This window comes from Variovorax xiamenensis (assembly GCF_050916385.1).
In the GTDB taxonomy this organism is placed as follows: Bacteria; Pseudomonadota; Gammaproteobacteria; order Burkholderiales; family Burkholderiaceae_C; genus Variovorax.
The window spans coordinates 7,163,077-7,183,619 of record NZ_CP139038.1; the positions used below are offsets into that span (position 1 = coordinate 7,163,077).

Annotated in this window: 16 protein-coding genes; 10 read left to right on the plus strand and 6 right to left on the minus strand. The window is 68.6% G+C overall.

The genetic code is table 11. From position 1 onward, the window contains the following. Positions 1 to 59 precede the first annotated feature (59 nt). Positions 60 to 1,112 (minus strand): SPFH domain-containing protein, encoded by a 1,053-nt coding sequence (locus SFB74_RS33065; protein WP_093195849.1) that lies wholly within the window; start codon positions 1,110 to 1,112, stop codon positions 60 to 62. A gap of 180 nt (positions 1,113 to 1,292) precedes the next feature. On the opposite strand from SFB74_RS33065, the gene SFB74_RS33070 reads away from it, so the two are divergent. The 4 genes from SFB74_RS33070 to SFB74_RS33085 all read left to right on the plus strand — a co-directional run bounded on the left by SFB74_RS33070 (position 1,293) and on the right by SFB74_RS33085 (position 4,938). After that, positions 1,293 to 3,641: an NADP-dependent malic enzyme gene (locus tag SFB74_RS33070; protein ID WP_432728600.1), complete on the plus strand. Its 2,349-nt coding sequence runs from the start codon at positions 1,293 to 1,295 to the stop codon at positions 3,639 to 3,641. A gap of 180 nt (positions 3,642 to 3,821) precedes the next feature. Next, a complete protein-coding gene (locus SFB74_RS33075; protein ID WP_432728601.1) occupies positions 3,822 to 4,235 on the plus strand; it encodes a ribonuclease domain-containing protein in 414 nt (137 codons plus the stop codon). A 50-nt stretch (positions 4,236 to 4,285) separates the two neighbouring features. Next, positions 4,286 to 4,711 (plus strand): barstar family protein, encoded by a 426-nt coding sequence (locus SFB74_RS33080; RefSeq protein WP_086011111.1) that lies wholly within the window; start codon positions 4,286 to 4,288, stop codon positions 4,709 to 4,711. After that, complete coding sequence (locus SFB74_RS33085) at positions 4,690 to 4,938, plus strand: hypothetical protein (RefSeq protein WP_143012506.1); 249 nt, start codon at positions 4,690 to 4,692, stop codon at positions 4,936 to 4,938. Before SFB74_RS33080 ends, SFB74_RS33085 begins: the two co-directional genes overlap by 22 nt. A 60-nt stretch (positions 4,939 to 4,998) precedes the next feature. On the opposite strand, the gene rsmA is transcribed toward SFB74_RS33085, so the two are convergent. The 3 genes from rsmA to SFB74_RS33100 are packed head-to-tail and all read right to left on the minus strand — an operon-like array spanning position 4,999 to position 9,793. After that, positions 4,999 to 5,769 carry a 16S rRNA (adenine(1518)-N(6)/adenine(1519)-N(6))-dimethyltransferase RsmA gene (gene rsmA, locus SFB74_RS33090; RefSeq protein WP_432728602.1) on the minus strand — a complete coding sequence of 257 codons (771 nt, stop codon included), beginning with the start codon at positions 5,767 to 5,769 and terminating at the stop codon, positions 4,999 to 5,001. Between the two features lie 4 nt (positions 5,770 to 5,773). Then, positions 5,774 to 7,180, minus strand: a complete 1,407-nt coding sequence (locus SFB74_RS33095) for a peptidylprolyl isomerase (protein ID WP_432728603.1) — start codon at positions 7,178 to 7,180, stop codon at positions 5,774 to 5,776. A 21-nt stretch (positions 7,181 to 7,201) separates the two neighbouring features. Next, positions 7,202 to 9,793: an LPS-assembly protein LptD gene (locus SFB74_RS33100; protein WP_432728604.1), complete on the minus strand. Its 2,592-nt coding sequence runs from the start codon at positions 9,791 to 9,793 to the stop codon at positions 7,202 to 7,204. Positions 9,794 to 10,027: 234 nt separating this feature from the next. Between SFB74_RS33100 and SFB74_RS33105 the strand changes: the two genes are divergently transcribed. The 6 genes from SFB74_RS33105 (at position 10,028) to SFB74_RS33130 (ending at position 18,186) form a co-directional block, all read left to right on the plus strand. Further along, positions 10,028 to 11,125: an aminoglycoside phosphotransferase family protein gene (locus SFB74_RS33105; protein WP_432728605.1), complete on the plus strand. Its 1,098-nt coding sequence runs from the start codon at positions 10,028 to 10,030 to the stop codon at positions 11,123 to 11,125. 69 nt (positions 11,126 to 11,194) lie between these two features. Next, positions 11,195 to 11,917 (plus strand): 16S rRNA (uracil(1498)-N(3))-methyltransferase, encoded by a 723-nt coding sequence (locus SFB74_RS33110; RefSeq protein ID WP_432728606.1) that lies wholly within the window; start codon positions 11,195 to 11,197, stop codon positions 11,915 to 11,917. 123 nt (positions 11,918 to 12,040) lie between these two features. Further along, positions 12,041 to 13,399 carry a M20/M25/M40 family metallo-hydrolase gene (locus tag SFB74_RS33115; protein WP_432728607.1) on the plus strand — a complete coding sequence of 453 codons (1,359 nt, stop codon included), beginning with the start codon at positions 12,041 to 12,043 and terminating at the stop codon, positions 13,397 to 13,399. A gap of 102 nt (positions 13,400 to 13,501) precedes the next feature. Further along, positions 13,502 to 13,963, plus strand: a complete 462-nt coding sequence (locus tag SFB74_RS33120; protein WP_432728608.1) for a YidB family protein — start codon at positions 13,502 to 13,504, stop codon at positions 13,961 to 13,963. A gap of 108 nt (positions 13,964 to 14,071) precedes the next feature. Further along, on the plus strand, positions 14,072 to 17,008 hold the full coding sequence (locus SFB74_RS33125; RefSeq protein WP_432728609.1) for a DUF4132 domain-containing protein: 2,937 nt from the start codon (positions 14,072 to 14,074) through the stop codon (positions 17,006 to 17,008). Then, positions 17,005 to 18,186 (plus strand): MFS transporter, encoded by a 1,182-nt coding sequence (locus SFB74_RS33130; protein WP_432728610.1) that lies wholly within the window; start codon positions 17,005 to 17,007, stop codon positions 18,184 to 18,186. Before SFB74_RS33125 ends, SFB74_RS33130 begins: the two co-directional genes overlap by 4 nt. On the opposite strand, the gene SFB74_RS33135 is transcribed toward SFB74_RS33130, so the two are convergent. Both SFB74_RS33135 and SFB74_RS33140 read right to left on the minus strand, forming a co-directional pair. Further along, positions 18,158 to 19,015: a lysophospholipase gene (locus SFB74_RS33135; RefSeq protein WP_432728611.1), complete on the minus strand. Its 858-nt coding sequence runs from the start codon at positions 19,013 to 19,015 to the stop codon at positions 18,158 to 18,160. The two genes, SFB74_RS33130 and SFB74_RS33135, sit on opposite strands and share 29 nt — an antisense overlap. Continuing rightward, positions 19,012 to 20,523 (minus strand): M20 family metallopeptidase, encoded by a 1,512-nt coding sequence (locus tag SFB74_RS33140; protein ID WP_432728612.1) that lies wholly within the window; start codon positions 20,521 to 20,523, stop codon positions 19,012 to 19,014. Before SFB74_RS33140 ends, SFB74_RS33135 begins: the two co-directional genes overlap by 4 nt. Positions 20,524 to 20,543: the final 20 nt, after the last annotated feature.

Here is a 20,543-nt window from a genome sequence, read left to right on the forward strand (position 1 = left end):
ATGAGGCTTCCGACGCCCGTCGAAGAGGCGTCAGGCGCTATGCGGAACATGGCGCCGCGTCAGACCAGCTTCTTGAGCAGTTCGGCCTTCTTGGCGTCGAACTCTTCCTGCGTGAGGATGCCCTTCGTCTTGAGTTCGCCCAGCTTCTCGAGCGTGGTCATCACGTCGGCGGCGCTCACCACGGCCACCGCGGGTTGCTGCTGCTGCGCCGCGGCGGCTGCCGCCGCGTTGGGGCTCAGGCCCTGCGCGAGGTTCTGCGCCAGCACCTGGCCGAGCGCCACGCCGGCACCCAGGCCCATCGCGTCGCCCGCGATGCCGCTGCCGCCGGCGGCAGCGCCCTCGGCGAACTTCGGAATGGCCTGCGCCGTCTGGTACTGCATGAACTTGCCCATGTCGTTGCCGACCATGCCCATGCCGATCTTCTGGTCGAGGATCTTCTGCAGCTCTTCGGGCAGCGAGACGTTCTGGACGGTGATGTTCTCGAGCTTGATGCCGATCTTCTCGAACTCGGGCACCAGCTGCGCGGCGAGCGCCTGTGCGAACTGGATCTGGTTGGCCGCAAGGTCGAGGAAGGGCACGCCGCTGGAGGCGATGGCGTTGCTGATGTTCTGCAGCACCAGGCCGCGCAGCTGGCCGTCGAGGTCGGCCACGGAATAGATGTCGCGCGTGCCGGAGATCTCGGTGTGGAAGGCCTTGGCGTCGCCGATGCGGAAGGAGTAGTTGCCGAATGCCCGCAGGCGCACGGCGCCGAAGTCCTTGTCGCGGATGGTGATCGGCTGGGGCGTGCCCCACTTCTGGTCGACCTGCTGGCGGGTGCTGAAGAAGTAGACGTCGCTCTTGAAGGGGGACTCGAAGAGCTTGTCCCAGTTCTTCAGGTACGTGAGCACGGGCAGCGTCTGCGTCGTGAGCTTGTACATGCCGGGGCCGAAGACGTCGGCCACCTTGCCTTCGTTGACGAAGACGGCGACCTGCGACTCGCGAACGGTGAGCGAGGCGCCGTTCTGGATTTCCATCTCCGCCATCGGGAAGCGCCAGGCGAGCGTGCCGTCGCCCGTCTCGGTCCACTGGATGATGTCGATGAACTGCTTCTTGATGAAATCCATCAGGGCCATGATCGGTCGCTCCTCGTCAGGTTTTTTCAGGTTTTGTCCGAACTGTGCATATTGCCACACCGGCATTGAGAAACACCCGTGCTATTGGTCATGGGGCCCACTGGCCATGCGGCGTATGGCGTCATGCGCGAGGTCTACAATCGGCGCCCCCAGAAGAAGCGCCACCAGGAGCTACGGCACATGTCAGATTCGACCCCCTCGACCTCATCGACTCCCACGCCCGAAGACAAACGCGCAGAACTGCGCCGTGCCGCCCTCGAGTACCACGAGTTTCCCGTTCCCGGCAAGATCGCCATCGCGGCGACGAAGCAGATGGTCAACCAGCGCGACCTGTCGCTGGCCTACTCGCCCGGCGTGGCGGCTCCCTGCGAGGAGATCGTCAAGGACCCTGCCAACGCCTTCAAGTACACCTCCCGCGGCAACCTCGTGGCCGTCATCAGCAACGGCACCGCCGTGCTGGGCCTGGGCGACATCGGCCCGCTGGCTTCCAAGCCGGTGATGGAAGGCAAGGGCGTTCTCTTCAAGAAGTTCGCGGGCGTCGACGTGTTCGACATCGAGATCGACGAGAAGGACCCCGCCAAGCTGGTGGACATCATCGCGTCGCTGGAGCCCACCTTCGGCGCCGTCAACCTGGAAGACATCAAGGCCCCCGACTGCTTCTACGTCGAGCGCGAGCTGCGCAAGCGCATGAAGATCCCGGTGTTCCACGACGACCAGCACGGCACGGCCATCACGGTGGCCGCCGCCATGGTCAACGGCCTGAAGGTCGCGGGCAAGAAGATCGAAGAGGTCAAGCTGGTCGCCTCGGGCGCGGGCGCCGCGGCGCTGGCCTGCCTGAACCTGCTGCTGAAGGTCGGCCTGAAGCGCGAGAACGTGTTCGTCACCGACCTGGCCGGCGTGGTCTACGAAGGCCGCACCGAGCTGATGGACGACGACAAGCGCCTGTTCATGCAGAAGACCGACGCCCGCACGCTCGCCGAGGTGATCGAGGGCGCCGACGTGTTCCTGGGCCTGTCGGCCGGCGGCGTGCTCAAGCCAGCCATGGTGGCGAAGATGGCCAAGCGCCCCGTGATCTTCGCGCTGGCCAACCCCAACCCCGAGATCGCGCCGGAAGACGCCCACGCGGTGCGCGACGACGTGATCATGGCCACCGGCCGCACCGACTACCCGAACCAGGTCAACAACGTCCTGTGCTTCCCGTACATCTTCCGCGGCGCCCTGGACTGCGGCGCGACGACGATCACCGACGAGATGGAGATCGCCGCGGTGCACGCCATTGCCGACCTGGCGCAGGCCGAGCAGAGCGAGCGCGTGGCCGCCGCCTACGTCGGTGAAAAGCTGAGCTTCGGCCCCGAATATCTGATTCCGAAGCCCTTCGACCCGCGCCTGATGATGAAGATCGCGCCGGCCGTGGCCAAGGCGGCGGAGGAAAGCGGCGTGGCGCAGCGTCCCATCAAGGACATGGACGCCTACCGCGACAAGCTGCAGAGCTTCGTCTACGCCTCGGGCACCACGATGAAGCCCATCTTCGAAGCCGCCAGGCGCGCGAGCAAGAAGCGCGTGGCCTATTCGGAGGGCGAGGAAGAACGCGTGCTGCGCGCCGCCCAGATCGTGGTGGACGAAGGCGTCGCGCGCCCGACGCTGATCGGCCGGCCGGCCATCATCGCCCAGCGCATCGAGAAATTCGGCCTGCGCCTGAAGGAAGAACTGGACTACGACGTGGTCAACGTCGAGCAGGACCACCGCTACCGCGAGTTCTGGCAGACCTACCACCGCATGACCGAGCGCAAGGGCGTGACGGTGCAGGTCGCCAAGATCGAGATGCGCCGGCGCCTGACGCTGATCGGCTCGATGCTGCTGCACAAGGGCGAGGTCGACGGCCTGATCTGCGGCACCTGGGGCACCACCGCCAACCACCTGCACTACATCGACCAGGTGATCGGCAAGCGCCCCGGCGGCTGCGAAAGCACCCCGCAGGACGTGCCGGTGTACGCCTGCATGAACGGCCTGCTGCTGCCCGACCGCCAGGTCTTCCTGGTCGACACGCACGTCAACTACGACCCCTCGCCCGAGGAACTGGCCGAGATCACCACCATGGCGGCCGAGGAAATGATGCGCTTCGGCCTGAAGCCGAAGGCGGCGCTGCTGTCGCACTCCAACTTCGGCACCAGCAACGGCCCCAGCGCCATCAAGATGCGCAGGACGCTCGACCTGCTGCGCGTGCAGGCGCCCTGGCTCGAGGTGGACGGCGAAATGCACGGCGACGTGGCGCTGGACAGCAAGCAGCGCGCCGTCGTCATGCCGCACAGCGCGCTGGCGGGCGACGCCAATCTGCTGGTTTTCCCGAACATCGACGCGGCCAACATTTCCTACAACCTGCTCAAGACGGCGGCGGGCGGCAACATCGCCATCGGCCCGGTTCTGCTGGGCGCGGCCAAACCTGTGCACATTCTCACGGCGAGCGCGACTGTTCGGCGCATCGTGAACATGACAGCCTTGACAGTGGCCGACGCAAACGCCGAGAGATAAGCCATCTGGCGAGAGTGGCCGCCAACTTGAAAAGCCATTCGATACCCTCGCGACTGCTCAAACTTTGGGCAGTCGCTTGCTATTTTCGCCAGCGTGGTGCACACTCGCGGGCTTGAATTTGCGGGTTAACCCCGACGTTGATCGCCGATTCGACCCCCCGCTCTTTTCTTGTGGTGCCCCATGGCGGCTTACGCCTCGATCACGTCCTCTGTCACAAAGTTTGCGCTCACCAGTCTGATGCTGGTGGCGTTGACGACGGGGGCCGAGGCCCGCGGATGGTTCGGCGCCGGAAAAACGTCCTCCGAGGAAACGGTTGCACTGGCCGATCTGCCGGTGCAGGGCCAGCGGACCTACCAGGCCATCCTCAATGGCGGCCCCTTCCGGTATGACAAGGACGGCACGGTGTTCGGCAATCGCGAACGTCTATTGCCGCCGGCCCGCCGCGGCCACTACCGTGAATACACGGTAACGACGCCCGGCTCGCGCAACCGAGGAGCGCAGCGGATCGTCTGCGGCGGCGAACAGCGCACCGCGCCCGAGGCCTGCTGGTACACCGCGGACCACTACGCGAGCTTCAGACGGATTGCGCCATGAGCGATGAAAACGACCTGAGCGGCGCCTCGAAGCGCCCCGAAGAAATGATGATGACTATGGAAAGACCAGCGGAGATGACCTTATCCCTTCGTGCCGTACGCCCGAACATCGTGCAATCGATCCGCGCGTTCCGCGTGAACGACCTGCAGGACGCGGCCAACGCGGCCGGCCAGCACTTCCTGTACGCCAACCTGGGCAACGCCCAGACCAAGCAGGACGTGCTCGACCTGATCGCGCAGCAGTTCACGTTCCCGGCCCACTTCGGGAAGAACTTCGACGCGCTGTACGACTGCATGACCGACCCGTTGCATAAATCGGGCCCGCAGCCGGGATTCGTCATCGTGCTGGAGCAGATCCCCGCCAACGCCAAGTTCGACAAGGAAGCCCGCGAGCAACTGCTCGACATCTTCCGCGACGCCTCGGACTACTGGGGCGACCGCAAGGTCCCGTTCCGGTGCTTCTATTCTTTTCTGTAGCCCGTTCTGCATCCACCAGCCAAGCAGAACGGGCGAACGAGGCTCAGCCGAACGCTGAAACCCTCGATGGCATCGACGTCAACAACACCGCCGCAACCGCAGCGGCCGCCGCCAGCACCGAGCCGGCCGGCGAAAAAATGCCGACCGACAAACTGGTCGACGTGTCGCCGCTGGCGCTGCGCATGAGCAGCCCCTTCAACGCAGGTTACTGGCTCGCCGCCGCCTGAGCGGCAAGCCTGCCAGGCAACTCGCCGACAAACAAAAAGCGCGCCGATGGCGCGCTTTTTTCATTGGGGCACGGCCTGGGCCAGCGCCACGTAGTCGGCCACCGGCACTTCCTCGGCCCGCCGCTGGGTGTCGAAGTCGCCGGAAAAGCCCTTCTCCTGCAGCCACTTGCCCAGCGTATGGCGCAGCAGCTTGCGGCGCTGGCTGAAGGCGACCTGCACGATCTCGCCCAGGCGCTGTGCATCGACGGCCGGCGGCGCCGCCAGCGGCACCATCCGCACCACGGCGCTGTCCACCCGCGGAGGCGGGTCGAAGCTCTCGGGCGGCACGAACAGCACGTTCTCCATCTCGTAGCGCCACTGCAGCATCACGCTCAGGCGGCTGTAGTCGGAGGTGGCGGGCCTGGCCACCATGCGGTCGATCACTTCCTTCTGCAGCATGAAGTGCTGGTCGGCGACCAGGTGGGCGTAGCCCAGCAGATGGAACAGGATGGGCGTGGAGATGTTGTAGGGCAGGTTGCCCACCACGCGCAGCGGCTTGTCGGCCGGAAACTTCGCGGCCAGCTGCGCGAAATCGACTTTCAGCACGTCGGACTCGATCACGTCGAGCTGCGGATGCTCGCGCAGGCGCTTCGCCAGGTCGCGGTCGAGCTCGATCACGGTGAGCCGGCCCAGCCGCTCCACCAGCGGCTGCGTCAGCGCAGCGAGCCCCGGTCCGATCTCGACCATGGCGTCGCCGGGCTGCGGCGCGATCTCGCGCACGATCGAATCGATGATCCCGCCGTCGGACAGGAAGTGCTGCCCGAACCGCTTCCTCGCGATGTGCTGCGCCATCAGGTCAGGATTGGGGAGGGTCGCGGTATTCGACGTAGGCGCGCGCGCGCACTTCCTGCACCCAGGTGGTGAAGGCCTCTTCCACGCGCTGCTCGCGCAATGCGGCGCGCGCGGCTTCGCGCTGCTCCGACTGGCTGAGCTTGGAATCGCGGCGGCCCACCACCTGGATCAGGTGCACGCCGAAGCGCGACACGATGGGATCGCTGATCTGGCCCGGCGAGAGCCGGTCCATGGCTTCCTCGAACTCGGGCACGAACTGGCCCGGGCGCGACCAGCCGAGGTCGCCGCCCTGCTTGGCGCTGCCGTCCTGCGAGTTGTCGCGGGCGAGGCTGGCGAAGTCGGCCGTGCCTGCCTGGATGCGGCGCTTGAATTCGGCCAGCTGCGCAACCGCCTGCGCCGTGGTGCGCTTGGGATCGTTGAGCAGCAGGATGTGACGCACCTGCGTCTGGGTGACGGTGACGTCGCCCGAGCCGATCTGGGCCTTGGCCAGCACCTTGAGCACGTGGAAGCCGGCGCTGGAGCGCACCGGGCCGGCGATGCCGTTCACGGCGGTCGACTGCGTGGCCTCGACGAACAGCGACGGATAGCGGTCGGCGCTGCGCATGCCGATGGCGCCGCCGTTGGCGCGGTCGGGCGAATCGGAGTTCTCGCGCACCAGCTTGGCGAAGTCTTCGCCGGAACGGGCGCGCTGGGCGATGTCCTGCGCCTTCTTCTGGGCCGTGGCCACCTGCGCGTCGGTAGCGTTCTCGGGAACGGCCACCAGCACCTGCGCGAGGTTGAGGTTTTCCAGCGCCGCGTTCTTCACGGACTGGTTGCGCTGGTCGCGCAGGTATTCGTCGGCCTCGGCATCGCTGACCTTGACCTTCGACTCGACTTCGCGGTCACGCAGGCGCGTGAGCAGCAGCTGGTCGCGCAGGTCGTTGCGGAAGTCCTGCTGGGCGATGCCTTCGGCGGCCACGCGGCGGCGCAGCTCGACCAGGCTGATCTCGTTCTGGCGCGCCACGGTCTGCTCGGCCTGGTCGATGGCCACGTCGTCGACCTTGATGCCGTTTTCCTTCGCGAGCTGCAGCTGGGCACGTTCGGTGATCAGCCGCTCCAGCACGAGCCGCGTGAGTTCACCGCGGGGCACGCGCTCGGCGTCGGGGTTCTCCTTGATGAGCCGCGTCACGCGCGACTGCACGTCGGTGTTGGTGATGGGCTCCGAGTTGACCAGCGCGACGATGAATTCGGCCGAACGCTGCACCGGCGCCGAGGATGGCGGGGTGGACGGACGCGCCGCCGGCGGCCCCAGGCGCGGCCCGGCGCGCATGATGTCCGTGATGCCGGTACCGGGACGATAGCCCTGCGCCCCCGCCGTGGCGGCGATTGCCGCGAGGCAGCCCATGGTGATGATGGAACGGATGTGTTTCATGGCGTCGCTCAGTCAGTCGTCTCAGTCGTAATTGGTGAAGCGGCTCGGCGCTTCGCCCGGTTGGCGCAGGGGTTCGTAGCGCTGGATGTTCTGCCGCAGGGTCTGCATGGGGCTCGAGCCGATGCTGGAGAAGCCGACGAATTCGAGCTGGAACATGATGCGGGTGTTCGCCGTCACCTGGCCGGTGGTGATGCGCTGCATCACCACGCGCCCGATCCAGCAGCAGCCGTCGTACTCGAAGCCGAGCACGCCGTCCGTGAGTTTCTTGTCCTGCAGGCTGTAGTTGAGCCGGCCGACCGCATACCAGCGTCCGCCGCCCTGGCCCTTGCCGGGGCCCAGGTTCTTGCCCTTGTCGCCCCACAGGTCGTTGAGCGGCCACTGCCAGCCCACGTCGATCGACTTGTTGCCGTCGGTCGCCGTCGGGGTGGTGGGCGCCTGGTAGCGGAAGGCCGCGCTCAGGTTGTGGTACGGCTCGGGGTTGTAGCGCGCGCTGATGGCCGAGCGCTCCGACCTGCGGGTGTCGGGGTTGTACTGGACCAGGGTGTCCAGGCTCCACTTGGGCGTCCAGTTGATGGTGGCGCCCAGCAGCAGGTCGCTCGCGCGGTCGGTCACCGGCGTGCCGCCCGGCAGCGTGACCTTCTGGTCGCTGAAGCGCAGCCGCTGCGCGATGCCGAAGCGCGCGGCCTCGACGCCGGTGTCCGGATCGATCAGGCGGGAGGTCACGCCCAGCGTGAGCGCGTTGGTGTCCGAGATGCGGTCGCCGCCCGAGAACGCGTTCTCGGTGTAGATCGTCGCGAAGCTGAAGTCGTTGGCCGCCGAGTCGTAGTTCGGCAGCATGCTCTGGTTGCGGTACGGCGTGTAGACGTAGTACGCGCGCGGCTCCAGCGTCTGGCGGAAGGCGCGGCCGAAATAGCTGGCGTCGCGCTCGAAGGTCAGGCCGCTGTCGAGGCTGAAGGTCGGCACCACCCGGTTGCTGGAAGTCGGGAAGAAGTACAGCGAGCTCGGGTTGTAGACCTGACCATTGACGTACTGGACGCCGTTGACCGTGAGCTTCGGGATGTCCGCCTGCGGCAGGTAGTAGTTGTACGAGGCCCCGTTCAGGATCAGCTTGGGAATGACGTACGTGCTCGGCGTGATGAACGGCCGGCTGATCGTGGCGACGGCCATGGCGCGGTCGCCGTCGGGCTGCGACTGCTGGGTGACGTCGTAGCCGAGCTGGGTCGAGGAGAGCCTGTTCACGCGAAAGCGCGTGTAGTCCAGGTTCAGCGCAACGTCGAAGCCGTGCCAGTCGTACTTGTTGTAGTTGGCCGTGATCTGCGGCATCCGGTCGTACGCGGGCACGATCGGCGACAGGTTGTACTGCAGGTTCTGGTACTTCAGCGTGCGGATCATGCCGCTCCAGTCGCCCTTGCTCCAGTTCAGCGATGCGTCGTTCGGCAGCTGGCGCTGCGCGAGCGAGGGCGTGCGCGTGAAGTCGCGCCAGTAGTCGTTGTCGCTCACCCGGTTGATGGTGATGTTGGCCGACAGCGAATCGAGGCCCAGCGCCTTGGCGTCGAAGTCCTGGTGGTGGGTGAGCCACAAGCCCCAGCGCCGCGTGTTGCCGGGCGGCGGGGTCAGGCTGCTGGCCGTGATCTGCCCGTTGGCCAACTGCTGCAGCTGGCTGGCGCGCAGCTCGTTGTAGCGGTCGCCCACGAGCCGGTCGCTGCCCATCAGGTCGAAGCGGATGGTTCCCTTGTATTCCTTCTCGAGGTAGCGGAACTCGTTGCCGAAGTTGACGCCGCGCTTGCTCATGATCGTCGGCGTGAACGTGGCGTCGCGGTTGGGCGCGATGTTCCAGTAGTACGGCTGCGCGATCTCGAGGCCGTTGGTGTTGTCGATGCCGATGGTGGGCGGCAGCAGGCCGCTCTTGCGATCGTTCGACAGCGGGAAGCTCACGCTCGGAATGGGCGGCGTGGTGATGCCCATGAAGCTCAGGCGCGCGTTCTTGGCCACGCCCTCGTTCTCCTCGGTGTCGGTGGTGATCGAGGCGGCGGTCAGCAGCCAGGCGGGCATCCAGCCGGGGAAGTCCTCGCGGCGGCAGGTGGTGTAGGTGGCCTCGCGGGCGATCGACACGTTGGCGTCGACGAAGTCGATGCGCTTGGCCTCGCCGTGCGCCTCGTTCGCGAGGAACTTGTAGCGCACGTTGTTGAAGAAGCCCTCGAAGGTCTCGAGCTTGAGCTGCAGCTCGGGGCCTTCATACACGTTGCCGGCCTGGTTGACCCGCACGTTGCCGGTGGCCTTGGCGCGGTCGTCGGGCTGGTAGTACTCGAGCCGGTCGGCGGTGATGGACACGGCGCCGCGGCGCAGCGTGGCGTTGCCTTCGACCACGGTCTCCAGGTCGGGCCGGCCGGAGATGCGGTCGCCGGTGACCAGGCTGGGCATCTGGCCGCGGTCGGCGGGCGTCAGGGTTTCGGTCAGCAGCGGCGTGCGCTTCAGCGTGAGCGGAGCGTCGACGTTGCCGGCGGTCTGCGCGGACGCGCCGTGCACGTGCATCAGTGCCAGCGACAGGACGGCCAGTGGCAGCGGCGGCGGGCCCGGGCGCCGCGGACGCGGGGCGACACGACGTCGGCTCATCAGGCCTCCCGCCCGGCCGTTCCGAGGAAAGCCGGCGACTCTCCCATGGAGAGCTGCGAGCGCACAAGGTGCCAAGCGTGAGGGCGTTGGGTCGTAGGCATCGGTTCGGAACGAAATGTCGTCGGGGACGGCGCGGCAGGCCGGCGGGTTGCAGGGGCCGGAGGCGATCCGCATCGGCCGGAAGCCGGCCAAGGGGGATTGCCGCGCCAGGCGGATTTGTAGAATCGATTATCCATGACAGCACCCCCGCCCCCGGCCGCATTGGCCCCAAGCCCCGCCGAGACCATTGCCTGGACGGATCCACAGCGGGCCGAAGCGTTCCGGACCTGGCTGGCCGCGGTCGCGCCCACCCACAAGCTGCTGCCCGACACGGTGCGCCTCGCCTCGGCCGACGCGAGCTTTCGCCGCTACTTCCGGCTCGACACCACCGAAGCGGCCGCCCCCACGCGCATCGTGATGGACGCCCCGCCGGACAAGGAAAACAGCGCCCCCTTCGTGCAGGTGGCCGGGCTCATGGCCACCGCCGGCGTGCTCGCCCCCACGGTGCTCGAGTGGGACAAGCCCCACGGCTTCCTGCTGCTGGACGACCTGGGCCGCCAGACCATGCTGGACGTGATCGATCCGGCCCGCCCCGATGCCGCCCGCCCGCTGTACGACGAGGCCATCGACGCGCTGATCCGCTGGCAGCTGTCCTCCAGGCCAGGCGTGCTGCCGCCCTACGACAGGGCCCTGCTGGAGCGCGAACTGGGCCTCTTCCCCGAGTGGTACATCGACCGCCACCGCGGCATCGCCGTGGAAGGCAAGCTGAAGGAGCGGCTCGACCGCAGCTTCAAGCTGATCGTCGAGAGCAACCTTGCATCGCCCAGCGTCTATGTGCACCGCGACTTCATGCCCCGCAACCTGATGGTCGGCGGCAGTGCATCGCTCGGTGTCCTCGACTTCCAGGACGCGGTGTACGGCCCCATCACCTACGACATCGCCAGCCTGATGCGCGATGCCTTCCTGAGCTGGGACGAGGAGTTCGTGCTCGACGTCACCATCCGCTACTGGCAGGCCGCGCGCAAGGCCGGTCTGCCGGTCGACGAGGACTTCGGCGCCTTCTATCGCGCGGTCGAGTGGATGGGCTTGCAGCGCCACCTGAAGGTGGCCGGCATCTTCGCGCGCCTCACGCTGCGCGACGGCAAGCCCAGGTACCTGGCCGACACGCCGCGATTCATTGCGTACATCCGCGCCACCGCCAGCCGCTATACCGAGCTGACGCCGCTGCTGCGCGTGATCGACGAGATCGAGGGCACCTCGGCCATCACGGGCTACGCCTACGGCCGTGTCTGAAGAGAAACTGAAAAAGCACCACCCTGTGACGCCCGCGCAACGGTCGTTCGCAGCTATCGATTTCAGAGCATGCCGCGTTTTCACTGTTCCGTGCCGCTGAGCGCCGGCGCCAGCCTGGCGTTGCCGGCCGGCGCCGCGCGCCATGTGCAGGTGCTGCGGATGCAGCCCGGCGACGCGCTCACGCTGTTCGACGGCGCGGGCGGCGAGTACGCGGCCACGGTCGAGCGCATGGGCCGCAGCGACGTCGCGGTGACGGTCGGCGCGCACCTCGCGGTGGAGCGCGAGGCGCCGCGCGCCGTGCACCTTGCGGTCGGCATGCCGGCCAACGAGCGCATGGACTGGCTGGTCGAGAAGGCCACCGAGCTCGGCGTGGCGAGCATCCAGCCGCTGGCCACCGCCCACGGCGTATTGCGCCTGGTGGGCGAGCGCGCCGAGAAGAAGCGGGCGCACTGGGAAGCCATCGCGGTCGCGGCCTGCGAGCAATGCGGGCGCAACCGCGTGCCGGTGATCCATCCGGTGCAGTCCTTCGCCAGCTGGCTCGAGACCCAGGACGGCCCCGGCGATCCGGCCGTGCGCCTGGTGCTGAGCCTTGCCGAGGGCACCCGCAGCCTCGCAGCCATCTCGCCGGGCGGGCAGGGCGTGACCGTGCTGAGCGGCCCCGAAGGCGGGCTGAGCGCCAGCGAGGAGCAGCAGGCCATCGCCCGCGGCTTCGCTCCCGTCACCCTGGGCTCGCGCGTACTGCGTGCCGAGACGGCGGCGCTGGCCGCGCTGGTGTCCCTGGCCGGCCTCTAGACAAAGATTAGGCCGACAGGCCCCGGGGCCGGCGTCCCAGGTGGGTGTTTTCCGCGACGCGCACGCGGAACGGCTAGGAAACAATCGTTACCTCTTTAAGACAAAAGAAGGACTTTTGCGCCCATGTCCAAGCTCCCCGGCCCGCTGCGCCTCGCCCCTCTCGTCCTCGCCGCGCTGCTGTGCGCCACGCAAGGCGCACTCGCCCAGAGCCAGGCCGTCGCCCCGACGCCTGCGCAAGTCAGCCCCGAGATCGACCGGGCCTTCACCCAGCTGATGGCCGCGCCCGCCATCCAGAAGCTGCTGGAGGCGGTCAAGGCCGACCATGACCGCTCGGTCGAGGACCTCAAGATGCTCACCGAGATCGAGGCCCCGCCCTTCAAGGAGCAGAAGCGCGCCGAAGCCTTTCTCGCGCGCATGAAGGCCTTCGGGCTGACGCACGCGAAGATCGACGCGGAGGGCAACGTGATCGGCCTGCGCAAGGGCACCGGCGGCGGCCCGAAGCTGCTGATCTCGGCCCACCTCGACACCGTGTTCCCGGCCGGCACCGACGTGAAGGTCAGGGAGCGCGACGGCCGCCTCCACGCGCCGGGCATCGCCGACGACACGCGCGGGCTCGCAGTGCTGCTGTCGTGGCTCAAGGTGCTGAACGACAACAAGGTGCAGACGGTGGGCGACCTGATGTTCGTCGCCAATGTCGGCGAGGAAGAGCTCGGCAACCTGCGCGGCATGAAGGCGATCTTCCGCGACCACCTCGACATCGACGGCATGGTGGGGCTCGAGCCTTCGGCGCCGGGCTCGGTGCTGGTGCTGGGCACCGCGAGCCATCGCCACGAGGTCACGTTCCAGGGGCCGGGCGGTCACAGCTTCGGCGCCTTCGGCCAGGTGCCGAGCGCCATCCACGGCATGGGGCGCGCCATCGCGAAGATCGCCGACATCCGCACGCCGAGCTTTCCGAAGACGACCTTCACCGTCGGCACCGTGGGCGGCGGCACCTCGGTCAACACCATCGCGCCGGACGCGCGCATGGCCATCGACATCCGTTCTGACGACATGGCATCGCTGCTGGAGACCGAAAAGAAGATCCTCGCCGCCATCGACGAAGCCGTGGTCGAGGAGAACAAGCGCTGGAACGTCAGCACGCTGAGCGCGAGCACCAGGCTCATCGGCGACCGGCCGGGCGGGCGCACGCCGCCAGACTCGGTGATCGTGGAGGCCGCGATCCGCTCGAACGCCGCCTTCGGCCACAAGACGCTGCTGCGCGGCGGCAGCACCGACGCCAACGTGCCGATCTCGATGGGCATCCCGGCCATCATCATCGGCGGCGGCGGCAAAGCCTCGGGATTCCATTCGCTGAACGAGTCCATTGACATGACAGATGCATGGAAAGGCGCGCAGAATTCGCTCGTCACCGTGCTCGGCCTGGTGGGCGTGCAGGGGGTCGGCCCCGCATTGCTCCCCAAACGGACGGCGCGTATCAAGTAATTTGTCACGTTGCCAATTCGAAAGTGGCGTGCCACTTTCGGCTTAAGGTCCGCGGCATTTAACAATGTTGGCGGTTCTGTCACACACCACAAGGAAACAGCCATGGGATTGCTCGATTCGGTACTCGGTCAAGTGCTCGGAGGCGCTGCGCAACAGCAGCAACCGCAAGGCGGAGGCATTGGCGGACTGGGCGATCTGGGAGGCCTGGCCGGCGCGCTGGGCGGCCTGCTCGCCAACAACGGCAGCGTGGGCGGCCTGGGTGGCCTGGTCTCGAAGTTCGAGCAGGCCGGCATGGGCGACGTCATCGGCTCATGGATCGGCAAGGGAGAAAACCAGCCCGTCTCGGGCGACCAGCTGCAGAACGCGCTGGGCGGCGACACCATCGCCGCCATCGCGTCCAAGCTCGGCATCAATGCGCAAACGCTGCTGCCGATGCTGGCCACCATGCTGCCGGCGCTCATCGACCAGCTCACGCCGCACGGCAAGATTCCCGACCAGGGGCTGGGCAATCATGACGACCTGCTGGGCTCGCTCAGCGGTCTGCTGCAAGGCAAGCAGTCCTGATCTTCCGAAGGACTGCCTTCTCCAGAGTTACGGCGCCCGCGAGGGCGCTTTTTTTTGCCCCGCGCGTGTTGGCCGACAATCCCGCTGGCATCAACGGAGAGCAATGGCATGGCGGTCAGTCGCAAGTCGAAAGAAGGAGACAGCAAGAAGGAGGACGGCCTGAACGCACGGCCCGACGGCAGCGTGCGGTGGTCCAAGGGCATGCGCGAGGCGCTCGCGAAGTTCAACGACCGGCCCTGCGGGCAGTGCGGCGGCTCGCTCTCCGACGAGCGCAGCCTGGCCGACAGCCTCGACTTCTTCCGCCGCCACCGCTCCAGCTTCTATCCGCCGCGCGCCGCACGGCTGCGCATGCTCGAGATGCACGGCGCCGCGGCGGCCGAACTGCTCTTCGAGCCCTCGCCGCACAAGGAAGCCGTTACCGACCTGCTGGCCATCCACGACGCGGAGGTGGTGCGCTTCTTCGTCGCCCAGGTCAAGCAGATCGACTGCAAGAACGCGCTGGTCAAGCAGGCGGCCCGCTGGCCGCTCTTCGTGCTGCGCGAGCTGCTGTCGGCGAACCCGGCGCGGCACCAGGCCGGCGCGGCGCTGGTCCTTGAGCTGCTCGCGGCGAACCCCGAGTGGCAGGAGCCGCTGGAGGCCTCCTGCGACGAGGCCCAGCGCAAGACGCTCGCGCGCCTGCAGGAAGACAGCTCCGGCGGCGTGGCCGATGCAGCCGCCGACACCTGGCCCGCGCTGCTGCGCCGCCCACCGTGGAAGAACCGGCAGGCGCTGCCCGTCATTCCGGTGCTGGCGCTTCAGCCGCTGCCGCCGACGGCGCGGCTGCACTGGGTCGATCTGCAGCCGCCGCAATACCTGCAGGCCACGGGCGATCTGTCAGACTGGATGGCGCGCGAAGTGCGCGTTTCGCGCGAGCGCTCGGACCAGTGGATGAAGGAATTCGCGCGTAACCAGCCCGATGCGCCTGACTCGATCCGCGACGGCAGCAGCGCGCACAAGGCGCTGTGGATGCTGGGCCTGCGCCCCGAACTCATCGACGACACGATCGCCGGGCGCCGCGAGATCACCGGCCCCGAAGACTTCGGCGAGCTGCCGGGCTCGCGCTGGAGCGTCGCCGAATACATCTGGCAGCTGCCTGCGCCGCTGGCCGTCGCGGCGTTCACGCACGGGCCGGCCGTCGAGCACTTCATGGGCGACGTGGCGCGCGTGCGGCCCATCCTCCATGCCCTCGGCACGGACGCGCTGCCGGGGCTGCCGCGCTTCCTCAAGCAGGGCTCGCGCGCGATGTTCGAGCTGGCGTCGGTCATCGAGTGGGACCCGCTCGCCGGCTGGATCGCCAGGGGCTTCCACACCAACCGCTGGGTCCGGCGCGAAGCAGCCGCGTGGCTCGGGCGCTACCCCGACACGGCCGCCCGCGGCCTCGTTCCCATCGCGCTGGGCGAGCCCGGCCCCGCGCACGAAGCGGCACAGGCCGCGCTGCGCTGGCTGCACGACTCGGGCCATGCCGGCGCGGTACGCACTCAGGCGCAGGCCTACGGCGCCGGGGCCGCCGACGCGGTGGCGCAGTTGCTCTCGATCGCGCCCGAGGACGTGCTGCCCGACAGCCTGCCCGTGGTGCCCAAGACCCTGCCGCTCTCGGCGCTGCCCCGCCTGATCCTGGCGAAGGGCGGCCTCGCGCTGCCGCAGGCCGTGGTGCCCGACGTGCTGATGGCCATGATGCTCGGCAAGCCCGACGCGCCATACCCGGGGCTCGCCGGGCTGCTCGACGCGCTCGCGCCCGATTCGCTCGCGCGCTTCGGCCGCGCGCTGCTGGCCTGGTGGATCGGCAACGGCCGCCCGAGCAAGGAGCGCTGGATGTTCGCGCTCCAGGGCCGCCTCGGCGACGGCGAAACCGCGCGCCAGCTCTACAGCCTGCTGCGCCAGTGGCGCGCCGCACTCGACCGCGTGCGCGCCTACGACGCCATGGCCATGCTCGGCGAGATCGGCAGCGATGCCGCGCTGATGCACCTGGCCGAACTCGCGCGCCAGACCCGCTACGACGACCTGCGCACCCGCGCCGACCGCATGCTCGGCGAGGTGGCCGAGCAGCGCGGCCTGAGCCTCGACCAGCTGGCCGACCGCACCGTGCCCGACCTCGGCCTCGACGCACGCGCGCGGCTCACGCTGGACTTCGGCCCGCGCAGCTTCGAGGTGCGCATGGACGACAGCTTCCAGCCCGTGGTGCACGACGCCCGAGGCAAGGCGCTCAAGACGCTGCCGAAGGCGGGCGCGAACGACGACCCCGGCAAGGCCGCCGCCGCGGCGACGCAGCTCAAGGAACTGCGCAAGCTCGCGAAGACCGTCGCCGCCACGCAGATCAGGCGGCTGGAGGCCGCGATGTGCGCGCAGCGGCGCTGGGCCCCCGACGAATTCATGCCCTTCTTCGCCAACCACCCGGTGCTGCGGGTGTTCAGCCGGCCGCTGGTCTGGGGCCTCTTCGACGCGACCGGCAACAGGCTGCAGGGCACCTTCCGCGTCACCGCCGAAGGCGAGCTGGCCGACCTGCACGACGACCCGGTGAACCTGCCGGAGAACGCGCGCATCGGCCTGCCGCATCCGCTGGACTTCGCGGCGCTCGATGCCTCGCTCGCCGCCGCATGGGGCCCCGTGCTGGCCGACTACGAGATCCTGCAGCCCTTCGAGCAGCTGGCGCGCCAGTCCTTCGCTCTCGACCCTGCGTTGCGCGCGGGCCGCGAACTGCCGCAGTGGGCCGGCCGCGCCGTGTCGAACGCCGCGCTCATGGGCCTCGAAACGCGCGGCTGGGTGCGCGAGGTGGGTGAAGGCGGCATGGTCAACAGCTTCAACAGGGGCGTGCCGGGCGAAGGCCAGGTCTGCCTTCGGCTGGAAGAAGGCTGGTTCGTGCAGGACAGCCCCGACGGCAAGGTGCTGCAGACCGTGCTCGGCGTGGTGCTCACCGGCACCGAGCGCACGCTGGGCGATATTCCGCCCATCGCCTTCAGCGAGATCGAGCGCGACCTGCAGCGCGCGGTGAGGGAGACGACGCCATGAACCGCAACCTGTGGCTGCTGGCCATCTGCCAGGGCCTGCTGCTGACCAACAACGTGACCTTCATCGCCATCAACGGGCTGGTGGGCCTGAGCATCGCGCCGCGCGGCTGGATGGCGACGCTGCCGGTGATGAGCTATGTGATCGGCGGCGCGCTCTCCACCGGGCTGGTGGCGCGCACGCAGCAGCGCTTCGGCCGGCGCGGCTCGTTCCAGACCGGGCTGGCGGTGGCGCTGGTGTCGGCCCTGCTGTGCTGCTTCGCGGCGGTCACGAAGAACTTCTGGCTGCTGTGCTTCGCCACGGTGATCGCGGGCTACTACAACGCCAACGCGGGGCTGTACCGCTTCGCCGCGGCCGAGCTGGCGGCGCCGGAGTGGCGCGAGAAGGCGGTGTCGATGGTGATGGCCGGCGGATTGATCGGCGCCGTGGCCGGGCCCAATCTCGCGAAGGCCACGCGCGAGGCCTTCGCCGTGCCCTTCGCCGGCGCCTACATCGCGCTGGCCGCGGTGGCGCTGCTGTCGCTGGCGGTGATGTACTTCATCGAATTCCCGCCCGCGCCCGGTCGCAAGGAAGCGGCGGGCGGCAGGCCGCTGTCGCAGATCGCGCGGCAACCGGTGTTCATCGTGGCGGCCGCGGCCGGTGCGCTGGGCTACGGCGTGATGAACCTGCTGATGGCCGCGACGCCCATCGCGATGCAGATCTGCAGCCTGCCGTTCTCCGACGCCGCGCTGGTGCTCGAGTGGCACGTGATCGGCATGTTCGCGCCGGGCTTCTTCACCGGCCACCTGATCCGCCGCTTCGGCGCGCTGCCGGTGATGGGCGTGGGGCTCGTGCTCAACCTCGGCTGCATCGCCATCGCGCTCTCGGGCGTGGAGCTGCATCACTTCATCGCGGCGCTGTTCCTGCTGGGCGTGGGCTGGAATTTTTTGTTCACCGGCAGCACCACGCTTTCGCTCACGGCCTACACACCCGAGGAGCGCGACCGCGCGCAGGGCGCGCTCAACTTCTGCGTTTTCGCCACGCTGGCGCTGACCTCGTTCGCCTCGGGCGTGCTGGTGACCACGCAGGGCTGGCGGCTGCTGAACTTCGGCTCGCTGGTGCCGGTGGCACTGACGGGCGCGGCGCTGCTCTGGCTGGCGCGCAGGCGCGCCGTCAGGCCTGCGGCGGAAAGCGCCGGTTGAGCCAGCGCTGCAGGGCTTCGAAGACCGGATCGGCCTCGAGCTCGTTGAAGATCTCGTGGTACAGCGTGTCGAAGCAGTGCGCCTCGACCTTGCCGCCGGGCGCGGCGGCCACCGCGAAGGCCCGGCTCGCGGCGGGCCGCACGAGGCGGTCGTCGCCCGCGTAGAGCAGCAGCGTCGGCACGGGCCAGTTCGGGGCCTGCCGCAGCACGGTCTCGCCTTCGTAGGCCAGGAAGCGCGCGAGCCGCCCTCCGATGCGGTCGTGCGTGAGCGGATCGTCTCGGTAGGCCTGCACCACGGCCGGGTCGTGCGAGAGGAAGTTGTCGTCGAGACCGTTGCCCACGCGCAGGTTGGGCGCAACGCGCGGCAGCACCGCGAGCAGCATCTTCTGGAAACCGTTCAGGCCCGGGTCGAGCCCCGGCGAAGACAGCACCAGGGCGTTGACGTGACGCACGCCGCGCGCGACAAGGCTCGCCGCGACCAACCCGCCCAGGCTGTGGCCCAGCAGCACCACCGGCAGGCCGGGGTTCTCGCGGCGCGCGTCGTCGATGACCAGCGCGAGGTCGTCCACCAGCCGCAGTTCGCTCGGCAGGCCGCCGCGCGGGCCACTGGATTCGCCGTGCCCGTAGTGGTCGTGCGCCCACACCGCGAAGCCCCATTCGTGCAGGCATTCGGCGAGCCCGTGATAGCGGCCCGCGTGCTCGCCGAGCCCGTGGACCACGACGACCACGGCACGCGCCAGACCGGGCGCCGGCAGCCGGCGCAGTGCGAGCGTCTCGCCGTCTGGCGTGGACAGCGACACGCGCTGCGGCAAAGGCAGCGCCTCGCTCAAGCGGCCACCGGCTCCGATGCTGCTGCGCGGTGCGCGGCCGGCAATGCGGCGATCACCTCGGCCACAGCCGCCGTGAGCTTCTTGGCGTAGGGCACGTGCAGGAACTCGTTGGGGCCGTGCGCGTTGCTCTTCGGGCCGAGCACGCCGCAGACCATCATCTGCGCCTTCGGGAAGCCGGCGCTGAGCATGTTCATCAGCGGAATCGTGCCGCCCTGGCCGATGTAGCCGCACGAAGCGCCGAAGTGCGCCTTCGAGGCCTTGTTGAGCGCGTCCTCGAACCACGGCGTGATGGTGGGTGCGTTCCAGCCGGTGGCGCCGCCGTTGCTCTCGAAGGTCACGCGGGCCTGGTAGGGCGCGTTGTCCTCGAGCAGCGTCTTGAGGTTCTGCACGGCCTCGGCCGCGTCGACCAGCGGGGGCAGGCGCAGCGACAGCTTGAATGCCGTGTAGGGGCGCAGCACGTTGCCCGCGTCCTTCAGCGCCGGGAAGCCTTCGGCGCCGGTCACCGACAGCGTGGGCTTCCATGTGCGGTTGAGCAGGGCCTCGACCGGATCGGTGGTGGTGGGCAACGCGAACATGGTGGAGCCGCCGCAGTCGTAGTGCGCCCACGGGAAGCGCTTGTAGACCTCTTCGCCGAGGATGGCGGCGGTGGCCCTGGCCTGCGCGAGGCGGTCGGCCGGTACTTCGCAGTGGAAGCTCGCGGGCAGCAGGCGGCCGGTGGCGCTGTCTTCGAGGCGGTCGAGCACCTGCCGCATGATGCGGAAGCTCGAGGGCACGAGGCCCGAGGCGTCGCCCGAGTGGATGCCTTCGGTCAGCACTTCCACCTTGAGCGTGCCGCTGGCCATGCCGCGCAGCGAGGTCGTGAGCCACAGCTGGTCGTAGTTGCCGGCGCCGGAGTCGAGGCAGATCACCAGCTCGACGTTGCCCAGGCGCGGACGCAGGGCATCGACATACGGCAGCAGGTCGTAGGAGCCGCTTTCCTCGCAGGTCTCGATCAGGCCCACGATGCGCGGGTGCGCCGCGCCCTGGCTCTTGAGCGCCTGCAGCGCGGCGATGCTGGCATACACCGCGTAGCCGTCATCGGCGCCGCCGCGGCCGTAGAGCAGGCCGTTCTCGTACTTGGGCGTCCAGGGGCCGAGGTCGTTGCGCCAGCCGGTGAATTCGGGCTGCTTGTCGAGGTGGCCGTACATCAGCACGGTCTCGCCCATGTCGGTGCCGGTGGCCGGCACTTCGAAGAACAGCACCGGCGTGCGGCCCTCAAGCCGCACGATCTCCAGCTTCAGGCCCTCGACCTTCTGCGCCTCGACCCAGGCGGCGGCGTTGCGCAGCACGGTCTCGAGGTAGCCGTTGGCCGACCAGTCCTTGTCGAAGCCGGGCGACTTGGCAGGAATGCCGATGTAGTCGGTGAGTTGCTTGAGGATGTCGCCGTCCCATCGGGCGGTGACGTCGGACAGGGCGCGCTCGGCGTCGAGCGTGCCGGCGGGCATTTCGCGGTGCAGGGGGGCGTTCATCGTTGGGATCTCCGCGGGTG

Excerpts from the sequence above, each read along its gene's own strand:
- SFB74_RS33065 (WP_093195849.1), bottom strand. The coding sequence starts at position 1,112 with ATGGCCCTGATGGATTTCATCAAGAAGCAGTTCATCGACATCATCCAG.
- SFB74_RS33070 (WP_432728600.1), top strand. The coding sequence starts at position 1,293 with ATGTCAGATTCGACCCCCTCGACCTCATCGACTCCCACGCCCGAAGAC.
- SFB74_RS33075 (WP_432728601.1), top strand. The coding sequence starts at position 3,822 with ATGGCGGCTTACGCCTCGATCACGTCCTCTGTCACAAAGTTTGCGCTC.
- SFB74_RS33080 (WP_086011111.1), top strand. The coding sequence starts at position 4,286 with ATGACTATGGAAAGACCAGCGGAGATGACCTTATCCCTTCGTGCCGTA.
- rsmA (WP_432728602.1), bottom strand. The coding sequence starts at position 5,769 with ATGGCGCAGCACATCGCGAGGAAGCGGTTCGGGCAGCACTTCCTGTCC.
- SFB74_RS33095 (WP_432728603.1), bottom strand. The coding sequence starts at position 7,180 with ATGAAACACATCCGTTCCATCATCACCATGGGCTGCCTCGCGGCAATC.
- SFB74_RS33100 (WP_432728604.1), bottom strand. The coding sequence starts at position 9,793 with ATGAGCCGACGTCGTGTCGCCCCGCGTCCGCGGCGCCCGGGCCCGCCG.
- SFB74_RS33105 (WP_432728605.1), top strand. The coding sequence starts at position 10,028 with ATGACAGCACCCCCGCCCCCGGCCGCATTGGCCCCAAGCCCCGCCGAG.
- SFB74_RS33110 (WP_432728606.1), top strand. The coding sequence starts at position 11,195 with ATGCCGCGTTTTCACTGTTCCGTGCCGCTGAGCGCCGGCGCCAGCCTG.
- SFB74_RS33115 (WP_432728607.1), top strand. The coding sequence starts at position 12,041 with ATGTCCAAGCTCCCCGGCCCGCTGCGCCTCGCCCCTCTCGTCCTCGCC.
- SFB74_RS33120 (WP_432728608.1), top strand. The coding sequence starts at position 13,502 with ATGGGATTGCTCGATTCGGTACTCGGTCAAGTGCTCGGAGGCGCTGCG.
- SFB74_RS33125 (WP_432728609.1), top strand. The coding sequence starts at position 14,072 with ATGGCGGTCAGTCGCAAGTCGAAAGAAGGAGACAGCAAGAAGGAGGAC.
- SFB74_RS33130 (WP_432728610.1), top strand. The coding sequence starts at position 17,005 with ATGAACCGCAACCTGTGGCTGCTGGCCATCTGCCAGGGCCTGCTGCTG.
- SFB74_RS33140 (WP_432728612.1), bottom strand. The coding sequence starts at position 20,523 with ATGAACGCCCCCCTGCACCGCGAAATGCCCGCCGGCACGCTCGACGCC.